The 15,639-nt window shown below is 69.4% G+C and carries 16 protein-coding genes; 10 read left to right on the forward strand and 6 right to left on the reverse strand.

The annotated features are described in order from the left end of the window. Complete coding sequence (locus LQZ85_RS11920; RefSeq protein ID WP_056275446.1) at nucleotides 1-909, reverse strand: hypothetical protein; 909 nt, start codon at nucleotides 907-909, stop codon at nucleotides 1-3. Between the two features lie 305 nt (nucleotides 910-1,214). Between LQZ85_RS11920 and LQZ85_RS11925 the strand changes: the two genes are divergently transcribed. The 3 genes from LQZ85_RS11925 to LQZ85_RS11935 all read left to right on the forward strand — a co-directional run bounded on the left by LQZ85_RS11925 (nucleotide 1,215) and on the right by LQZ85_RS11935 (nucleotide 3,734). After that, nucleotides 1,215-1,865 carry a hypothetical protein gene (locus LQZ85_RS11925; RefSeq protein ID WP_053098148.1) on the forward strand — a complete coding sequence of 217 codons (651 nt, stop codon included), beginning with the start codon at nucleotides 1,215-1,217 and terminating at the stop codon, nucleotides 1,863-1,865. After that, complete coding sequence (locus LQZ85_RS11930) at nucleotides 1,862-2,215, forward strand: hypothetical protein (protein WP_053098147.1); 354 nt, start codon at nucleotides 1,862-1,864, stop codon at nucleotides 2,213-2,215. The genes LQZ85_RS11925 and LQZ85_RS11930 overlap by 4 nt, the downstream gene beginning before the upstream one ends. A gap of 85 nt (nucleotides 2,216-2,300) precedes the next feature. Beyond that, nucleotides 2,301-3,734 carry an MFS transporter gene (locus LQZ85_RS11935; protein ID WP_187249206.1) on the forward strand — a complete coding sequence of 478 codons (1,434 nt, stop codon included), beginning with the start codon at nucleotides 2,301-2,303 and terminating at the stop codon, nucleotides 3,732-3,734. 241 nt (nucleotides 3,735-3,975) lie between these two features. Here LQZ85_RS11935 and purB read toward each other — a convergent pair whose 3' ends face one another. Both purB and LQZ85_RS11945 read right to left on the reverse strand, forming a co-directional pair. Then, the gene (gene purB / locus LQZ85_RS11940; protein ID WP_056275439.1) at nucleotides 3,976-5,358 is read right to left on the reverse strand and encodes an adenylosuccinate lyase; all 1,383 of its coding nucleotides are present in this window, start codon (nucleotides 5,356-5,358) and stop codon (nucleotides 3,976-3,978) included. Further along, nucleotides 5,355-5,894: a low molecular weight protein-tyrosine-phosphatase gene (locus tag LQZ85_RS11945; protein WP_171821959.1), complete on the reverse strand. Its 540-nt coding sequence runs from the start codon at nucleotides 5,892-5,894 to the stop codon at nucleotides 5,355-5,357. The genes purB and LQZ85_RS11945 overlap by 4 nt, the downstream gene beginning before the upstream one ends. Nucleotides 5,895-6,061: 167 nt before the next feature. On the opposite strand from LQZ85_RS11945, the gene LQZ85_RS11950 reads away from it, so the two are divergent. Both LQZ85_RS11950 and LQZ85_RS11955 read left to right on the forward strand, forming a co-directional pair. Beyond that, nucleotides 6,062-6,325, forward strand: a complete 264-nt coding sequence (locus tag LQZ85_RS11950) for a hypothetical protein (RefSeq protein ID WP_072592106.1) — start codon at nucleotides 6,062-6,064, stop codon at nucleotides 6,323-6,325. Further along, nucleotides 6,322-7,599, forward strand: coding sequence for a hypothetical protein (locus LQZ85_RS11955; RefSeq protein WP_230100913.1), 1,278 nt, complete (start codon nucleotides 6,322-6,324; stop codon nucleotides 7,597-7,599). Before LQZ85_RS11950 ends, LQZ85_RS11955 begins: the two co-directional genes overlap by 4 nt. A 27-nt stretch (nucleotides 7,600-7,626) precedes the next feature. Here LQZ85_RS11955 and LQZ85_RS11960 read toward each other — a convergent pair whose 3' ends face one another. Further along, nucleotides 7,627-8,031 (reverse strand): phage holin family protein, encoded by a 405-nt coding sequence (locus LQZ85_RS11960; protein WP_053098140.1) that lies wholly within the window; start codon nucleotides 8,029-8,031, stop codon nucleotides 7,627-7,629. Between the two features lie 52 nt (nucleotides 8,032-8,083). Here LQZ85_RS11960 and LQZ85_RS11965 point away from each other — a divergent pair, with 52 nt between their 5' ends. The 5 genes from LQZ85_RS11965 (at nucleotide 8,084) to LQZ85_RS11985 (ending at nucleotide 13,851) form a co-directional block, all read left to right on the forward strand. Continuing rightward, complete coding sequence (locus tag LQZ85_RS11965; protein WP_230100914.1) at nucleotides 8,084-9,157, forward strand: histidinol-phosphate transaminase; 1,074 nt, start codon at nucleotides 8,084-8,086, stop codon at nucleotides 9,155-9,157. Nucleotides 9,158-9,253: 96 nt separating this feature from the next. Beyond that, nucleotides 9,254-10,381 (forward strand): pyruvate dehydrogenase (acetyl-transferring) E1 component subunit alpha, encoded by a 1,128-nt coding sequence (pdhA, locus tag LQZ85_RS11970; protein WP_053099303.1) that lies wholly within the window; start codon nucleotides 9,254-9,256, stop codon nucleotides 10,379-10,381. Nucleotides 10,382-10,496: 115 nt separating this feature from the next. Next, nucleotides 10,497-11,477, forward strand: a complete 981-nt coding sequence (locus LQZ85_RS11975) for an alpha-ketoacid dehydrogenase subunit beta (RefSeq protein WP_053099302.1) — start codon at nucleotides 10,497-10,499, stop codon at nucleotides 11,475-11,477. 36 nt (nucleotides 11,478-11,513) lie between these two features. Then, nucleotides 11,514-12,869 (forward strand): dihydrolipoamide acetyltransferase family protein, encoded by a 1,356-nt coding sequence (locus tag LQZ85_RS11980; protein ID WP_230100915.1) that lies wholly within the window; start codon nucleotides 11,514-11,516, stop codon nucleotides 12,867-12,869. A 67-nt stretch (nucleotides 12,870-12,936) separates the two neighbouring features. After that, nucleotides 12,937-13,851, forward strand: coding sequence for an aldo/keto reductase (locus LQZ85_RS11985; protein WP_230100916.1), 915 nt, complete (start codon nucleotides 12,937-12,939; stop codon nucleotides 13,849-13,851). Here the strand turns inward: LQZ85_RS11985 and LQZ85_RS11990 are convergent. Further along, nucleotides 13,842-14,381 (reverse strand): 2'-5' RNA ligase family protein, encoded by a 540-nt coding sequence (locus LQZ85_RS11990; RefSeq protein WP_230100917.1) that lies wholly within the window; start codon nucleotides 14,379-14,381, stop codon nucleotides 13,842-13,844. The two genes, LQZ85_RS11985 and LQZ85_RS11990, sit on opposite strands and share 10 nt — an antisense overlap. Before the next feature lie 4 nt (nucleotides 14,382-14,385). Further along, a complete protein-coding gene (locus LQZ85_RS11995) occupies nucleotides 14,386-15,606 on the reverse strand; it encodes an ROK family protein (protein ID WP_230100918.1) in 1,221 nt (406 codons plus the stop codon). Nucleotides 15,607-15,639: the final 33 nt, after the last annotated feature.

Genomic DNA, 15,639 nt, shown 5'->3' on the forward strand with positions numbered 1-15,639 from the left:
TCAGCGCCCGTCGGCGTAGCTCCAGGCGACGCCGAGCAGTCCGGGTCCGAATGCGCGTCGCACCTGGTGCACCGAATTGCGGCCCTCGAGAGACAGCTCGGTGATCTTCGAGCCGTCCGGCGTCTCGACGCGCTCTTCGATCCGGTCGGGCAGCGCGTCGGGGTGGAATCGCGTCCACACCAGCAGCTCCCTGGTCTGCCGGGCGACGGCATGACCCGTCTCGCGCTGGGGCGGATAGTCCGGGGGGTAGGCGACCGACCACTCGACCATCGCGGTGCTCGGAGCGGTCAGAGGAACGTCGAGTTCGAACAGGACGCCGTGCACCTCGCCGTTCGGGTGCGAGTACCGGGCAGCGATGCGTCCTCCCGCCACCGCCTCGATGAACGGGGCGGGAGTGCTGATGCCCGGTGTCATCTCGAGGAACGGGATCGACGCGACGGTGCCGACGGTCGACTGCACGATGCTGCGCGTGATCGAGTACGAGACGTTGCCCGCGGCATCCACGTCCGTCACCGAGTGGGTCGTGAGTTCGCGCGACGTGTCGGGGTACTCCGCGCCGAGAGCGGCGAACGCCTCTTTGACGGCGTCCTCGAGCTCCTGCTCGTCGAGCGGGAAGAGGTTGGGTCCGAGCGGACCGGTGCGGTTCGTGGTGCCGAGCAGGGCGGTGAGAGAGCCGGGCTCGAGGTGCAGCAGCTGCTCGATGTCGCCGAGCGCGGCCATCGACTGGGCACCCTCGGGGCGCCGAGCTCCGGACCGCCAGTAGCTGAGCGTCGCCATGGACACGCTGTTGCCGCGGGCGCGCAGCTGCTCGTGCAGCCGCGCCAGAGTCAATCCACGCGCATTGATCGCGTCGCGGAAGGACGCTGCGAATACATCGGCATATCGGCGCAGACCACTTTCCATGCTCATCACAGCACCCCCTCCGGTATGTGAAGAATCGAGCCCTAGAGTGAGCATACGACCACACCAGCATCGCGTAGGGGACGAGGTGCTATTTCTGGGGTCTATCGGCTGAGCAGTCGTGAGCAGGGTGCCCGACCTCGCGACCACTCGGCCTGACGCAGTGTCGCCCCCGTCGCTGCGTTCTGTCGCGGGGCCTGATGATCGATCTGGGGAGATCCATCGGGCCCCGCGAACACCTCTCCGGTGTCGGCGCCCACTCAGCGCCCCCGCGTAGACTGGGGGGAACACCCCCCGGAGGACCCTCGATCTTCATGTCTGCCACCGCCCGCGCGTTCACCGTGCGTCACCTCCAGTTGCTGCGCGCGCTCTTCGCCGCCGCCGCTGCAGTGATGATCACCTTCTCGCCCGATCACTCGGCGGCCGTCGGTCTCTCCGTCTTCAGCGGCTTCGTGCTCACCACCGGCCTCGTGATGATCGTCGCCGCGTGGCTCGTCTACCCGGCCGGTCAGCGCTGGCCGTCCGTCGTGTTCGCCCTGCTGAGCTTCGTCGCCGGGATGACTGCCGGTGTGCCCGCATGGCGTACCGAAGACCTCTTCTTCGTCGTCGTGATCGCCTGGGCGGTCTCGACCGGCATCCTCGAGCTCGTCGTCGGACTCCGTGCTCGCAAAGCCGGCGATGCGACCGCACGGGACTCGATCACCCTCGGCGCCTTCGGCCTGCTGCTGGCCGTGCTCCTGATCGCGATCCCGGCGGGCTTCGTGCAGCCGTACGCCATCGAGGGAGCCGGTGCGTTCGAGCTCACCGGCATCATCCTCGGCGTCGGGATGTTCGGCGGATACGCGGCCATCGTCGCGGTCTTCCTCGGCATCGCCGGTCTGACCCCGAAGCGAGCGGATGCTGTCGCCGCCGGGACCACGATCGAGAACGACCCCGCCCCCGCCGGGCACGGAGGAGAGCGATGAGCGACGAGAAGCCCACCCGACGCGACATTCTGCGCCCGCTGCACCTGCTGGGAATCGCTCTCGGCTGCGGTGTCTTCGCCGCGGTGGTGACCCTCGTGTCGACCGGCGCCTTCACCGCCCGGGTGAACAACGCCATCGCGAACGGCACCTACGACGGCCTCACGCCGATCGCGCTCGGCCTGGTGGTCGGCGGCGGCGCATTCATCGTCACGCTGCTGTTCCTCGCGATGCTGATCCTCGTGGTCGACCCGGCCGAGGTCACCAAGAAGGTCGACCGCCCCGTGCTGTTCGACCCCGAGACTCCCGACGAGCCGGGCGCCGACAAGCCGGGCCGCACGTCCTCCTCCTGACCGGATCGCAAGCTCCTCCTGACCGGATCGCAAGGTTCTCCATCGCGACCGGAATAGTCCCGGGCTGCGACGGCTTTTCCCTGTAGTGACTGCCTCGATCGACCGCGCCTCCATCGGACTCAGGTCGGAACGAGGCCCGGTGCTCGGGGCCCTCATGCTCGCCACGGGGCTGATCGCGATCGACGCGACGATCCTCGCGACCGCGGTGCCCAGCATCGTGCGCGATCTGGGCAGCTACCAGCAGTTCCCCTGGCTCTTCTCGGTCTATCTGCTCGCACAGGCGGTCAGCGTGCCGATCTACTCGCGCTTCGCCGATACCGTCGGCCGCAAGCCGATCATCCTGCTCGGCATCGCGCTGTTCCTGCTCGGGTCGGTCCTCTCCGGCTTCGCCTGGAGCATGACCGCCCTGATCGTGTTCCGCATCATCCAGGGCCTCGGCGCCGGTGCCGTCGCGCCGATGTCGATGACGATCGTCGGCGACATCTACACGGTCGCCGAGCGCGCCAAGGTGCAGGGGTACATCGCCTCGGTGTGGGCGATCTCCTCTGTCGTCGGGCCGGCGCTCGGCGGCATCTTCGCCCAGCTCGACGCCTGGCGGTGGATCTTCTGGGTCAACATCCCGCTGTGTCTGATCGCGGGATGGATGCTGCTGCGGCGGTACCACGAAGAGAAGCAGACGCAGCGTCATCGCATCGACTACGCCGGTGCCGTGCTGCTCACGGTCGGACTCACAGGTCTGATCCTCGGGATGCTGGAGGGCGGCAACGCCTGGGCGTGGCTGTCGATCCCCAGTGCCGTCTGCTTCGGACTCGGCGCCGCGGCGCTCGTGGCCTTCGGCCTCGTCGAGCGTCGCGCAGCCGAGCCGATCGTGGACCTGCGCCTGGCGGCGCGGCCGCTGATCCTCACGACCACGATCGTCTCCCTGGGCATCGGCGCCCTGATGACCGGCGTGACGAGCTTCGCACCCGCATATCTGGAAGGGTCCATCGGCATCGCGCCGCTGCTGTCGGGGTTGGCCGTCGCGGCGCTCACCCTCGGCTGGCCGCTCGCCGCCGCGAACGCGGGCCGGCTGTACATGCGGATCGGTTTCCGACGCACAGCGCTCACCGGCATGTCGATCACCGCGGTCGCTGCGATCGCTCTGGCGGTGGTCTCTCCCTGGCCCAATCCGTTCTCGATCGCCGCCGTGGCATTCGTCCTGGGCTTCGGCCTCGGCTGGAGCGCCGCCCCGACGCTGATCGCGGCTCAGGCCTCGGTCGGCTGGGGCGAGCGCGGTGCCGTGACCGGCATGAACGCCTTCGCCCGCTCGGCCGGCAGCGCGCTCGGGGTGGCCGTGTTCGGCGCGATCTCGAACTCGGTGATCGCGCAGGGCGCGGGGCCCGAGGACCCGGCAACCATCATCTCGGCATCCGTCTGGGTGTTCATCGCTGCCGCCGTCGTGGCCGTGCTCACCCTGATCGCCGCGGCGTTCATGCCGCGGGATCCGGCGGGCGCGCACTCCGGAGAGCCCCGCCCCTAGCCCGCACGGCGTTCGTGACCCGGCGCCGGGTCAGATTCGTGCGGGGTCGCTTCGCTGCGGGTCGCTTCGCTGCGGGTCGCTTGGCTGCGGGGTCGCTTTCGCATCCGATTCGGCCGATTGCGGTGCGTTTCTGGCCCCGCATCGCGCGCACGGTGCGTTTCTGGCCCCGCATCGCGCGCACGGTGCGTTTCTGGCCCCGCAGTGCACGCACGGATGCCTCAGCGGCACCCGCGCGTTCGCGCTACTTCGCGAGCTGCTCGGCGATGCCGGTGTACGAGGCGGGGGTGAGGGCGAGCAGACGCTGCTTCGCGGCATCCCCGATCTCGAGTCCCTCGACGAACTCCGCCAGGTCCGCGGCGCCCACGCGGTGACCGCGGGTGAGCTCCTTCAGCAGCGCGTAGGGGTCGCTGATCGACGAGCGGCCGGCGACGACCTCCGCGCGGATGACGGTCTGGATTGCTTCGGCGAGGACTTCCCAGTTCACGTCGAGGTCGGCGAGCAGCACGTCGCGCGAGAGCGAGATGGCGTTCAGACCGCGACGCAGGTTGTCGATCGCGAGCAGCGAGTGGCCGAACGCGACGCCGATGTTGCGCTGCGTCGTCGAGTCGGTGAGGTCGCGCTGCAGTCGGCTGGTGACGAGGGTCTGTCCGAGGGATGCCAGCAGGGCGCCGGAGATCTCGAGGTTGGCCTCGGCGTTCTCGAACCGGATCGGGTTGATCTTGTGCGGCATCGTCGACGATCCGGTCGCGCCCGCGACGGGGATCTGCGCGAAGTAGCCGAGCGAGATGTACGTCCAGATGTCGGTGGCGAGATTGTGCAGGATCCCGCCGGCGTGACGCACGCGATCGTAGAGCTCGACCTGCCAGTCGTGCGACTCGATCTGCGTCGTCAGCAGGTTGAAACCCAGACCCAGGCCCTCGATGTACTCGCGCGAGATGGTGGGCCAGTCGGCGTCGGGGTCGGCGGCGATGTGCGCCGACCAGGTGCCGGTCGCGCCCGAGAACTTGGCGAGGTAGTCGGATGCTGCGATCTGCGCGCGCACGCGCTCGAGACGCCACGCGAAGACGGCGAGCTCCTTGCCCATGGTCGACGGAGTGGCCGGCTGACCGTGGGTGCGGGAGAGCATCGCGGCGTCGGCGTGCTCGGCGGCCAGCTCGCGGAGCTTCGCGATCACGACGTCGAGACCCGGCAGCCAGACCTCCTCGACCGCGCGCTTGACGGTCAGGGCGTAGGACGCGGAGTTGATGTCCTCGCTTGTGCAGGCGAAGTGGGTGAGCTCGGCGATCGCGTCGAGGCCGAGGGCCGACAGGCGGTCGCGCACGAGGTACTCGATCGCCTTCACGTCGTGCTGCGTGACGGCTTCCTTCTCGGCGAGCCAGTCGATCTCGGCCTGGCCGAAGTCGCGGTAGAGGGCGCGCAGGCGCTCCTTGTCGGCATCCGACAGGGGGCTCGTCTCGAAGAGCGAGCGGTCGGTGAGCGCGATCAGCCACTCCACCTCTACCTCGACACGGGCGCGGTTGAGGCCGGCCTCCGAGAGGAAGTCGGCGAGGCCGGTGACGGCGCCGCGGTAGCGACCGTCGAGGGGGCTCAGCGGCTGGGGCGGGAGCGAAGGCTGGAAAGTCAGGGGAGTCCTCCTGATCGGGCCCCGGGAGTGCGGGGCGTGCGGGGCTGGCGGAGAGCCGGCTCGAGCTGGCGGAACAGCCCGCGAGTCGCGGTCTCAATCATACCGAGCACCGAATCGAACATCTCGGCGCCGGCGTAGTAGGGGTCGGGGACATCCTGGCTGTGCGCGTCGGGGTCGAAGGCGAGCAGCAGGGTGACCTTGCCCTCCTCGTCCTCGTTGGCGGCCCACTCGCGCAGGATGCGCTCATGAGTGCGGTCGAGGGCGACGACGAGGTCGTTCTCCGAGAAGGAGGAGAAGGTGAACTGCTTCGCGCGGTGGAGTGAGCCGTCGTAGCCGCGGCGGCTGAGGGAATCGAGAGTGCGGTGGTCGGCCCGTTCGCCGAGGTGCCAATCGCCTGTTCCCGCGCTGCGGGAGACGATCCGCGAGCCGAGACCCTGACGTTCCGCGAGATCGCGGAACACCACCTCCGCCATCGGAGAGCGGCAGATGTTCCCCGTGCACACGAAGATCACGCGGAAGGGATCCGGGGATGTCACCGTCCTATTCTGCCGGTCGCAGCCCGATCGCGCGATGCCGGAGATCCGGGGCCGGGCGGGCGCACCCGTTCTGCACCGGTGCCGCGACCGAGCCAACTGCTCACGAGGCCCGAGATCCGAGGGTCGTCCGCACATCGCAGCGGCAGTGGATCGCGGATGCTGGGCGCATGTACTCCTTCGCACTCGCACAGACCGGCGCCGCAGACACCGCCTGGGCCCAGTCCCGCGCCGTGGCAGCGCTCCGCAGCGCGGTCGAGGCGCTCGACGACGTGCGCGCATCGCTCGCCGTCCTCACCGCCGACACCGACTGGCACTCCGACGGGGTGCGCGCGATGCAGCACTCGCTCGACGATCTCCGACGGAGGACACGCGTCGAGGCATCCGAGATGCGCAGCCGTGAGTCAGAGGCCGAACGGATCGACGTCTCATGACAGGGCTGACGATCGACCACGGGGGAGCGATCGCCGTCGACCCCGACGTGCTGCGCGATGTCGCTCACCGCATCGATGCCGTCGCCTCCCGTTATGACGATGCGCGTTCGGCCATCATGCGAGCGCATCGGATCATCGTCGACTCTCCTGGCTTCAGCGAGCACGTCGACACGGTGGGGCTGTGGGCGTCGGGCGAGCACGTCGCTCGACTCCGCTCCGAGTGCCAGGAGACCGCCGAGTCCACCCTTCTCATGGCCGATGCCTACGAATACGTCGAGCTGCGAGCGGAGGCGGAGATGCTCGCGCAGACCGATCCGAGCACGGCGCAGCGGCTGACACGACGAGCCGATCGTCTTGCTGCGTCGGACGAACGCATCTCGAAGATGGCCGACGACCTCGTCGCTCAGTGGCGCGCCAGACGATTCGAAGGCCTCACGGGCAACCTCGTGACGCCCGCCCTGTACGACCACGTCTTCGGGACCGCGGCGCTCGTCGGGGCGTTCTCGGGGTTCGGCAAGGTGCTCCCCGGCGAGAGGCTGCAGGGCACGGCCGACCCCGTCACGGTCTCGCCGGTGAAGACGTCCTCGCCCCAGGGGGCGCCCTCGGGCCTGGCCGGAGCCTTGAGGCGCATGCCGGTCGCCGTCGGAGCGCAGGTCGCCGTCGAGAAGTACTCCTTCGCCGACGGCACCACGAAGTTCGTCGCCTACCTGGAAGGAACGCAGAGCGTCGCGTGGGGAGGTGCGCAGCCGTGGGACTCCAAGTCCAACGCCGAGCTCTACACCGGGAAGAGATCCGCGTCGTATCAGGCGACGATCGAGGCGCTCGAGGCGGCGGGGGCGCAGCCGGGCGATGAGGTCGATGTCGTCGCCCATTCGCAATCGGCCATGGTCGCCGCTCACCTCGCGATGGAGAGTCCGTTCGACGTGCAGATGCAGATCACGGCGGGAAGCCCGGTCGAGCCGACCCTGGATGACGACCAGACCATCATCCAGCTGCGTCATTCCGACGACGTGGTCTCCGGGCTGGCCGGCGGAGGATCGCCCGAGGGGACCGGGTCGGATGACAGCATCACCCTGCTCACTGAAGGAACCCCGCAGGACACCCTCGGGGACCTGACGGTCGACGCGCACCACCTCGACACGTACATCGACACCGCGGAGATGGCCGATGAGCTCAGCGACCTGCGAATCGATGCGATGCACGAGTTCTGGCGCGAGCTCGACACCGCCGAGGTGGTCGAGCGCACCGAGTATCAGGCCGAGCGTGTCGGATGACGGCCGCGCGAGGTGCGCAGGCAGGCGTCAGTCCCGACGCTGCTTCTTGCTCTGCGGACGCAGGATGAAGCCGAAGACACCGTTGATCAGCGAGATGATGAGCGCGGCGAGCACGCCCCACCAGAAGCTGCCGACCGTGAGACCCCAGCCGAACCCGCTCGTGATCCACGCCGTGAGCCACAGCAGGAAGCCGTTGATCACGAAGCCGATCAGTCCGAGGGTGATGATGTACAGCGGGAACGCGACGATCTTCACCACCGTGCCGATGACGGTGTTCACGAGCGCGAAGATCGCGGCCACCGCGAGCAGGGTCAGCACGAGCTGCAGGGTCTCGCCCGGCGCGAACGCCCTGATCTGCACCTGCAGGGCGGGGATCAGCGTCACGACCCAGAGGGCGAACGCGTTGACGACGACTCGGATGATGAAGCGCATAGTCCGTCCAGTCTTCCATGTGGGGCGCGGGAGCGCCGCGGAATCTAGACTCATGACTGTGACCGACCCGATCCTTCCGCGCATCCGTCCCGCCATCGCCGCCCTGGCGCCGTACCGACAGGGCAAGCAGGCGGGCCCCGACGCATTCAAGCTCTCGAGCAACGAGAACCCGTTCGAGCCGCTTCCGTCGGTCGCCGCGGCGCTGCAGCACACGACGCCCATCAACCGATACCCGGATGCCACCGCCGGCCGCCTTCGCGTACGACTCGGTGCACGGTACGCCGTCGAGCCCGACCAGGTGCACGTGGCTGCGGGCAGCGTCTCGATCCTCCACCAGCTGATCCTCGCGACCGCCTCCGTAGGTGACGAGGTCGTCTACGCCTGGCGCTCGTTCGAGGCCTATCCGAGCCTGCCGCTCGTCGCGGGCGCGACCGGGGTGCAGGTGCCGCTGACGCCCGACTCCCGTCACGACCTCGACGCGATGGCTGCGGCGGTCACCGATCGCACGCGTGCCGTCATCCTCTGCACCCCGAACAACCCGACCGGTCCGATCATCACGAGCGACGAGTTCGCGACGTTCGTCGAGCGCGTCCCCGCCGATGTGCTGATCGTCCTCGACGAGGCCTACGCCGAGTTCGTGACGGTGCCCGGGGCGGTCGACGGTCTCGCCGAGCGGGTGTTCGAGCGGCATCCGAACGTCGTCGTGCTGCGCACCTTCTCGAAGGCCTACGGACTCGCGGGCCTGCGCATCGGATACGCGATCGGCAACGAGAAGGTCCTCGATGCCGCGCGCACCACCGGCATCCCGCTCTCCGTCACGTCGGCAGCCGAGAACGCCGCGATCGCGAGCCTCGACGCCGAGTCCGAGCTGCTCGAGCGCGTCGCGGTGATCGTCGAGCGCCGCACGCGCCTGCTCGAGGGGCTGCGTCGGCAGGGCTGGGACGTGCCCGACTCGCAGGCCAACTTCATCTGGCTGCCCACCGGCGAGCGCACCGACGAGGTCGCCGCCGCATTCGTCGCCGCCGACCTCATCGTGCGCCCGTTCCCGGGTGACGGCATCCGCATCTCTGTGGGCGAGGAGGCATCCGTGGCGCGCGTGCTCGAGGTCGCATCGTCACTGCGCTGATCCGCGCCGTTCCGCCGTTTCTCCGGGTTCCCGGCAGATGCGAGGACGTCCTAGGTATGCGTGACCGGGCATGCGCGCGCGGGTAGCGTGGGGGTCGTGACCTCGTCAGAGACTGAACTCGTCCGCGTCCTGGATCAGGATGGCCGCTTCACGCCGAGTCCGGCTGCTGAGCAGTATCTGTCGTTGATCGAGGCGATCAGCGACGCCGAGCTCGAGCAGTTCTACCGGGACATGGTGGTCATCCGCGCGATCGACACCCAGGCGACCAACCTGCAGCGACAGGGACAGCTGGCGCTGTGGCCGCCGAGTCGTGGGCAGGAGGCCGCCCAGGTCGGTTCGGCCCGCGCCGCCCGCGCCCAGGACACGCTCTTCCCGTCGTACCGCGAGCACGCCGTGACGCGCATCCGCGGCGTCGACCCCGTCGACATCATCAAGCTGATGCGCGGTGTCTCGCACGGCGGCTGGGATCCGACCGACCCCAAGAACGGCAACACCCGCCTCTACACCCTGGTTCTCGGCTCGCAGGTGCTGCATGCAGCCGGCTACGCGATGGCGTTGAACTTCGACGGTCGATCCGGCACCGGCGACGTCGACAAGGACGAAGCCGTCATCGTCTACTACGGCGACGGGGCGTCGAGCCAGGGCGACGTGCACGAGGCGATGGTCTTCGCCGCGAGCTACCAGGCTCCCACCGTCTTCTTCCTGCAGAACAACCACTGGGCGATCTCGGTGCCGGTCGCGACGCAGTCGCGGGTGCCGCTGGTCGAGCGCAGCGCCGGCTACGGCATCCCCAGCGTCCGCGTCGACGGCAACGACGTCCTCGCCAGCTACGCCGTGTCGCGCGTCGCTCTCGACGAAGCCCGCAGCGGCCAGGGTCCCCGGGCGATCGAGGCGGTCACGTACCGTCTCGGCGCGCACACCACCAGCGACGACCCCACGAAGTACCGCGGCTCCGACGAAGAGCAGTCGTGGGCGCTGCGAGACCCGATCGACCGCATGCGCGCCTTCCTCGAGAACAGGGGAGCGGCGGGGCAGTTCTTCGCCGACGTGGATGCCGAGGCGGCCGACGCCGCCGAGGACCTGCGTTCACGCAGCGTCGAGCTCGGATCGCCGACCGCAGACAAGATCTTCGATCACGTGTACAGCGACCCGCATCCGCTCGTGGCGGAGCAGAAGGCCTGGCACACGCGCTACGAGGCATCGTTCGAAGGAGACGGCAAGTGATGGACTGCCTTCAGGATTCTCGGCCAGGAGCGACTTTCGCGGCCCGCGCTGCGCGCAGTGGCCGCCGAACGTGCGTATGGCCGCAGAAGTTCACGACGTCGAGGACGGTGCACGCATGACCCTCGAGACGATGCCCCTCAGCAAGGCGCTGAACTCGGGTTTGCGCCGGGCGCTCGAAGACGACTCCAAGGTCCTGCTCATGGGCGAGGACATCGGCAAGCTCGGCGGTGTCTTCCGGGTCACCGAGCACCTGCAGCGCGACTTCGGCGACCGCCGCGTGCTCGACACCCCCCTCGCGGAGTCGGGCATCGTCGGCACCGCGATCGGGCTCGCGATGGCCGGGTTCCGTCCGGTGATCGAGATCCAGTTCGACGGTTTCGTGTTCCCCGCGTTCGACCAGATCACGACCCAGCTCGCCAAGCTCACGAACCGCCACGAGGGCAGGATCAGCCTGCCCATCGTGATCCGCATCCCCTACGGCGGGCACATCGGAGCGGTCGAGCACCACCAGGAGAGCCCTGAGGCCTACTTCGCGCACACCCCCGGCCTGCGGGTGGTGTCGCCGTCGACGCCGAACGATGCGTACTGGATGATCCAGGAGGCCATCGCGTCGAACGACCCGGTGATCTTCATGGAGCCGAAGAGCCGCTACTGGCAGAAGGGCGAGGTCGAGCTCGACGCGTCCGCCGCCCCGCTGCACTCGTCTCGCGTCGTGCGCACGGGATCCGACGTCACGCTCGTCGGACACGGAGCCATGGTCACGACCCTGCTGCAGGCGGCCGCGCTCGCCGAGGCCGAGGGCACCAGCTGCGAGGTCGTCGACGTGCGGTCGCTGTCTCCGGTCGACTACGAGCCCATCCTGAGCTCGGTACGCAAGACCGGACGCATGGTCTACGCCCAGGAGGCCCAGGGCTTCGTCAGCATCGGCAGCGAGATCGCCGCGACCGTCATGGAGCGCGCCTTCTACGCGCTCGAAGCTCCCGTGCTCCGCGTCTCGGGATACGACACTCCGTTCCCGCCCGCGAAGCTCGAGGGCACCTACCTCCCCGACGCCGACCGCATCCTCGAGGCCGTCGACCGTTCGCTCGCCTACTGATCTCACCCTGATCTCACCGTTCCGAAAGGACCGCACATGAGCACGCAGAACTTCAACCTCCCCGATGTGGGCGAGGGCCTGACCGAGGCCGAGATCGTGGCATGGAAGGTCGCGCCGGGTGACTCCGTCGCCATCAACGACGTCATCTGCGAGATCGAGACCGCCAAGTCGCTCGTCGAGCTGCCGTCGCCGCACGCCGGAGTCGTCGGCGAGCTGCTCGCCTCCGAGGGCGCGACCGTCGAGGTCGGCTCGCCGATCATCACCTTCGTGACCGATGCGCGCGACGACGCCGGACCCGGCAAGATCGCCACCGCGGAGGCCCCCGCGCCGGAAGAGGGCGGCGGGTCGGTTCTCGTCGGCTACGGCACGGGCGGCGGTGCGACGTCGCGGCGCAAGCGTCCGGCGGAGCGCCCGGTGCGCTCGTCGGTCGGCGTGATCGCGAAGCCGCCGATCCGCAAGCTCGCCCGCGATCTGGGCGTCGACCTCACCACGGTCACGCCCACCGGAGCCGACGGCGAGGTGACTCGCGACGACGTGATGACCCACGCCTCGCAGGCCAGCGTCTTCCGCAACATCGAGACGCCCGAGTGGGGCGCCGTGCGCGAAGAGACCGTGCCCGCACCGCAGAGCACGCCGGCGGGCCTCGCCCGTGGAGTGTCGGCAGCGCCGGCATCCGCCCCGGTGTCCGACGACCGCACCGAGTCGATCCCCGTGAAGGGCGTGCGCAAGGCGACCTCGTCGGCGATGGTGCAGAGCGCGTACTCCGCTCCGCACGTCACCGTGTGGAAGGAGATCGACGCGAGCCGCACGATGGAGCTCGTCAAGAGGCTCAAGGCATCGCCTGACTATGCCGACATCCGCGTCTCGCCGTTGCTGATCATGGCCCGCGCCGTCATCTGGGCCGCCCGTCGCACCCCGATGGTGAACGCCGCGTGGATCGAGACCGAGGGCGGCGCGGAGATCGCGGTGCGTCACTACGTGAACCTGGGAATCGCCGCGGCGACGCCTCGCGGTCTGCTCGTGCCGAACATCAAGGACGCGCAGGACCTCAGTATGAAGGACCTCGCCCGCGCTCTGAACAGGCTCACCCTGACGGCGCGCGAGGGCAAGACCAGCCCCGCCGACCAGCAGGGTGGCACGATCACGATCACCAACATCGGTGTGTTCGGGATGGATGCCGGTACCCCGATCATCAACCCCGGCGAGGCGGGCATCGTGGCCATGGGCACGATCAGCCAGAAGCCGTGGGTCGTCGACGGCGAGGTGCGCCCCCGCTGGGTGACCACGGTCGCAGGCTCGTTCGACCACCGCGTGATCGACGGCGACGGTATGAGCCGCTTCATCGCCGACGTGGCATCCGTGCTCGAGGAGCCCGCACTGCTCGTGGAGTGAGGCGGACAGCGGGGATACAGTGGCGGAGAACCGTGATGACCGCCCCGACAGAACGGACTCCCCGCGGATGAGGATCGAACCGACTGCCATCACTCTCGGAACCTCCGGCCTCGGCCGGCATTCGGAGCCGGGATCCGCCGAGGAGAGAGCGGCCGTCGATGTCGCCATCGACCTGCTCACGAGCCGGCACGGGTTCGTGGACACCTCGAACAACTACTCGGCCGGTCGATCCGAAGCCGTCATCGGCATCGCGCTGCGCGAGCTGGGGCTGGACGGTTCGCGAGTCATCTCGAAGGTGGATCAGGACCCTGAGACGGGCGTGTTCGACCGAGACCGCGTCCTCCGCTCGTTCGAGGAGACGACCGCGCGGCTCGGGGTCGACCGGCTTCCGCTGTTGCACCTGCACGACCCGTACTCGGTGTCGTTCGAGGACACGATCTCGATCGGAGGTGCGGTGCAGGGGCTCATCGAACTGCGGAGCGCCGGCGTGGTGGACGCGATCGGTGTGGCGGCGGCTCCGGTCCCGCTGATGGCGAAGTACGTCGAGACGGGGGTGTTCGACGCCGTGCTGATCCACAACCGATTCACGCTCGTGGATCACTCGGCTGAGAGTGTGTTCGCCGACGCCAAGGCACGCGGCATGGCCGTGTTCAACGCTGCGCCCTTCGGTTCGGGACTGCTCGTCAAGGGGCCGCATTCCGGTGCGCAGTACGCCTATCGACCTGCCGGCGAGGAGCTGCTGAGGTGGACCGAGCGTCTGCAGCGCGTCTGCGCCGACCATGGAATGTCGATGGCTGCCGCAGCGCTGCACTACTCGCTGCGGTCCCCGCTGGTCGACTCCACAGTCGTCGGGGTGTCGAGACCGCATCGTCGTGAGCAGCTCGACGAGCTGGAGCAGGCGGAGGTCCCGGAGGCGCTGTGGGGTGCCATCGAGAGCCTGGGGTCGGCGCCTTCCCCGGTGGACGACAGCGACTACGCCTGACGCAGCTCCGCGAGCGCAGTGATCTGCGCGGTGCCGGGGTCCCAGTGCCGCACACTGCGCGCGTGAGCGTGGATGTCGCCGCCGATGAGATCCAGCGCATCCGCCAGATCGGTGACCCGCAACCGTCGGGCGAGGGCGACGTGCGGCATCCACTCGCCCGGCGCGGTATGCGGGGCATCGTCACCCGGCCCGACGGCGGAGAGGATCGTCTCGCGGAGGTGGATCAACTCCGCACGGGGAACGATGCTCCGCGCCAGCACACGGCGATCTCCGGAGCCGAAGAGCAGGGGAGCGCCCAGCGTGATCGGGAACGACGGGATGCCGGCGAAGACATCTGGTCCGGGCGGTGACAGGTCGACGCGTGCGACCAGCGTGATGTGAGGGCGGTTGCTCGCCGACGTGTGCCCCGCGAGGCTCGACAGGCCGCGCGCCGCGAGAGCATTCCATTCGGCCCGGACCGCGGCCTCGGCCCCTGCGTCGAGGAGCAGTTCGATCGATGACGGGGAGCGCTGCGGCTCTGGTTCTCGCACGACGTCAGCTCACCGCGCTGAGCCGCCGCTCCGCGAGCAGCGGCACGGCCACCTCGCGCGCCGCCCTGCGCGCGGTCGCGACGGCGCCGATCGAGACGACCTCGGCGCCCAGCGTCGAGGCGAGGATCTCGGGTGCCGGCAGGTGCAGCTGGGCCGGCAGCACCTCGCGCGCAGCCGTGAGAACGGGGGCGATGCTCTCGGCCACCGCCCCGCACACGATCACGCGGGAGGGGTCGTACATGCTGCCGAGCACGCCGACCACACGGGCGAGCGTCGCGCCGACGCGGGAGGTGGCCAGGAGCGCATCGGCATCGCCGGCTGCCGCCGCCGTCAGCACGGCGCGGGGGTCGATGCGCTCCTCGCGTGCGAGCCGCCCGATCGGGGATTCGAAGGAGATCTCGCCGCTTTCGACCGCCGCCCGCACCTGATCCTGCAGGGCGTAGCGCAGACCGAAGGCCGAGCCGACGCCGATGATGTGGTCGAACACGACACCCTCGCCGACTCCGCCGTGAGCGCCGTGCAGCACGTGGCCGTCGACCACGACGCCGCCGCCGAAGCGTTCGCTCGCGAGCAGGGCGACGTAGTCACGGCATCCGATGGCTGCGCCGGCCGAGCCCTCGGCGATCGCGGCGAGCTGCGCGTCGTTCTTGATCTCCACGACGGGGGCCCAGTCGGCGAGCGCCTCGGCGAGACCGGGGTTCGTGCGCTCCCAGAAGCCCTCGGGATGCGGCGGAGAGATGCCCGCCCGGTCGACGGGCGCGGCGACGCCGACGCAGATCGCGAGCACCGCCTCGCGCGAGACCTCGGCCTCGGCGAGCGCGTGCTGCATCTGGTCGAGGATCGTGGCACGGCGTGCTGCCGCGGTCTGTGTCGGGTCGAGGTCGGTGCGGTGGTGCACGAGAGTGTGGTCGGTGGGGTCGGCGACGGTCACCGCGAGGTGGGTGTCTCCGGCATCCACCCCGATGACGACGCCCAGGTCGGATGCCAGCACGAAACGTCGCGCCGGGCGTCCTGCGCGGTAGCTTCCGGCGGCGCGGGCGTTGGGCAGCTCGCGCAGCACCCCGGCGTCGACGAGGGTGTCGATCCCGTCGATCGCTGTCGAACGGGTCAGCGAGGTGCTCGCCATCGCCTCGGTCGCGGTGAACTCCCCGGCCGCCCAGGCGAAGTCGAGGATGGCGCCGACGCTGGCTCGTCCGGTGCCGAGACCTGCGGAGACTTCTGTCACGGGCCTTGACCTCACTCTCGTCCAGATGAGAGA

The sequence above is a fragment of the Microbacterium sp. Bi98 genome, from assembly GCF_918698045.1.
Classification (GTDB): Bacteria; Actinomycetota; Actinomycetes; order Actinomycetales; family Microbacteriaceae; genus Microbacterium.

Excerpts from the sequence above, each read along its gene's own strand:
- LQZ85_RS11975 (WP_053099302.1), top strand. The coding sequence starts at position 10,497 with ATGACCCTCGAGACGATGCCCCTCAGCAAGGCGCTGAACTCGGGTTTG.
- LQZ85_RS11960 (WP_053098140.1), bottom strand. The coding sequence starts at position 8,031 with ATGCGCTTCATCATCCGAGTCGTCGTCAACGCGTTCGCCCTCTGGGTC.
- LQZ85_RS11980 (WP_230100915.1), top strand. The coding sequence starts at position 11,514 with ATGAGCACGCAGAACTTCAACCTCCCCGATGTGGGCGAGGGCCTGACC.
- LQZ85_RS11930 (WP_053098147.1), top strand. The coding sequence starts at position 1,862 with ATGAGCGACGAGAAGCCCACCCGACGCGACATTCTGCGCCCGCTGCAC.
- LQZ85_RS11965 (WP_230100914.1), top strand. The coding sequence starts at position 8,084 with ATGACTGTGACCGACCCGATCCTTCCGCGCATCCGTCCCGCCATCGCC.
- LQZ85_RS11955 (WP_230100913.1), top strand. The coding sequence starts at position 6,322 with ATGACAGGGCTGACGATCGACCACGGGGGAGCGATCGCCGTCGACCCC.
- LQZ85_RS11985 (WP_230100916.1), top strand. The coding sequence starts at position 12,937 with ATGAGGATCGAACCGACTGCCATCACTCTCGGAACCTCCGGCCTCGGC.
- LQZ85_RS11950 (WP_072592106.1), top strand. The coding sequence starts at position 6,062 with ATGTACTCCTTCGCACTCGCACAGACCGGCGCCGCAGACACCGCCTGG.
- LQZ85_RS11925 (WP_053098148.1), top strand. The coding sequence starts at position 1,215 with ATGTCTGCCACCGCCCGCGCGTTCACCGTGCGTCACCTCCAGTTGCTG.
- LQZ85_RS11920 (WP_056275446.1), bottom strand. The coding sequence starts at position 909 with ATGAGCATGGAAAGTGGTCTGCGCCGATATGCCGATGTATTCGCAGCG.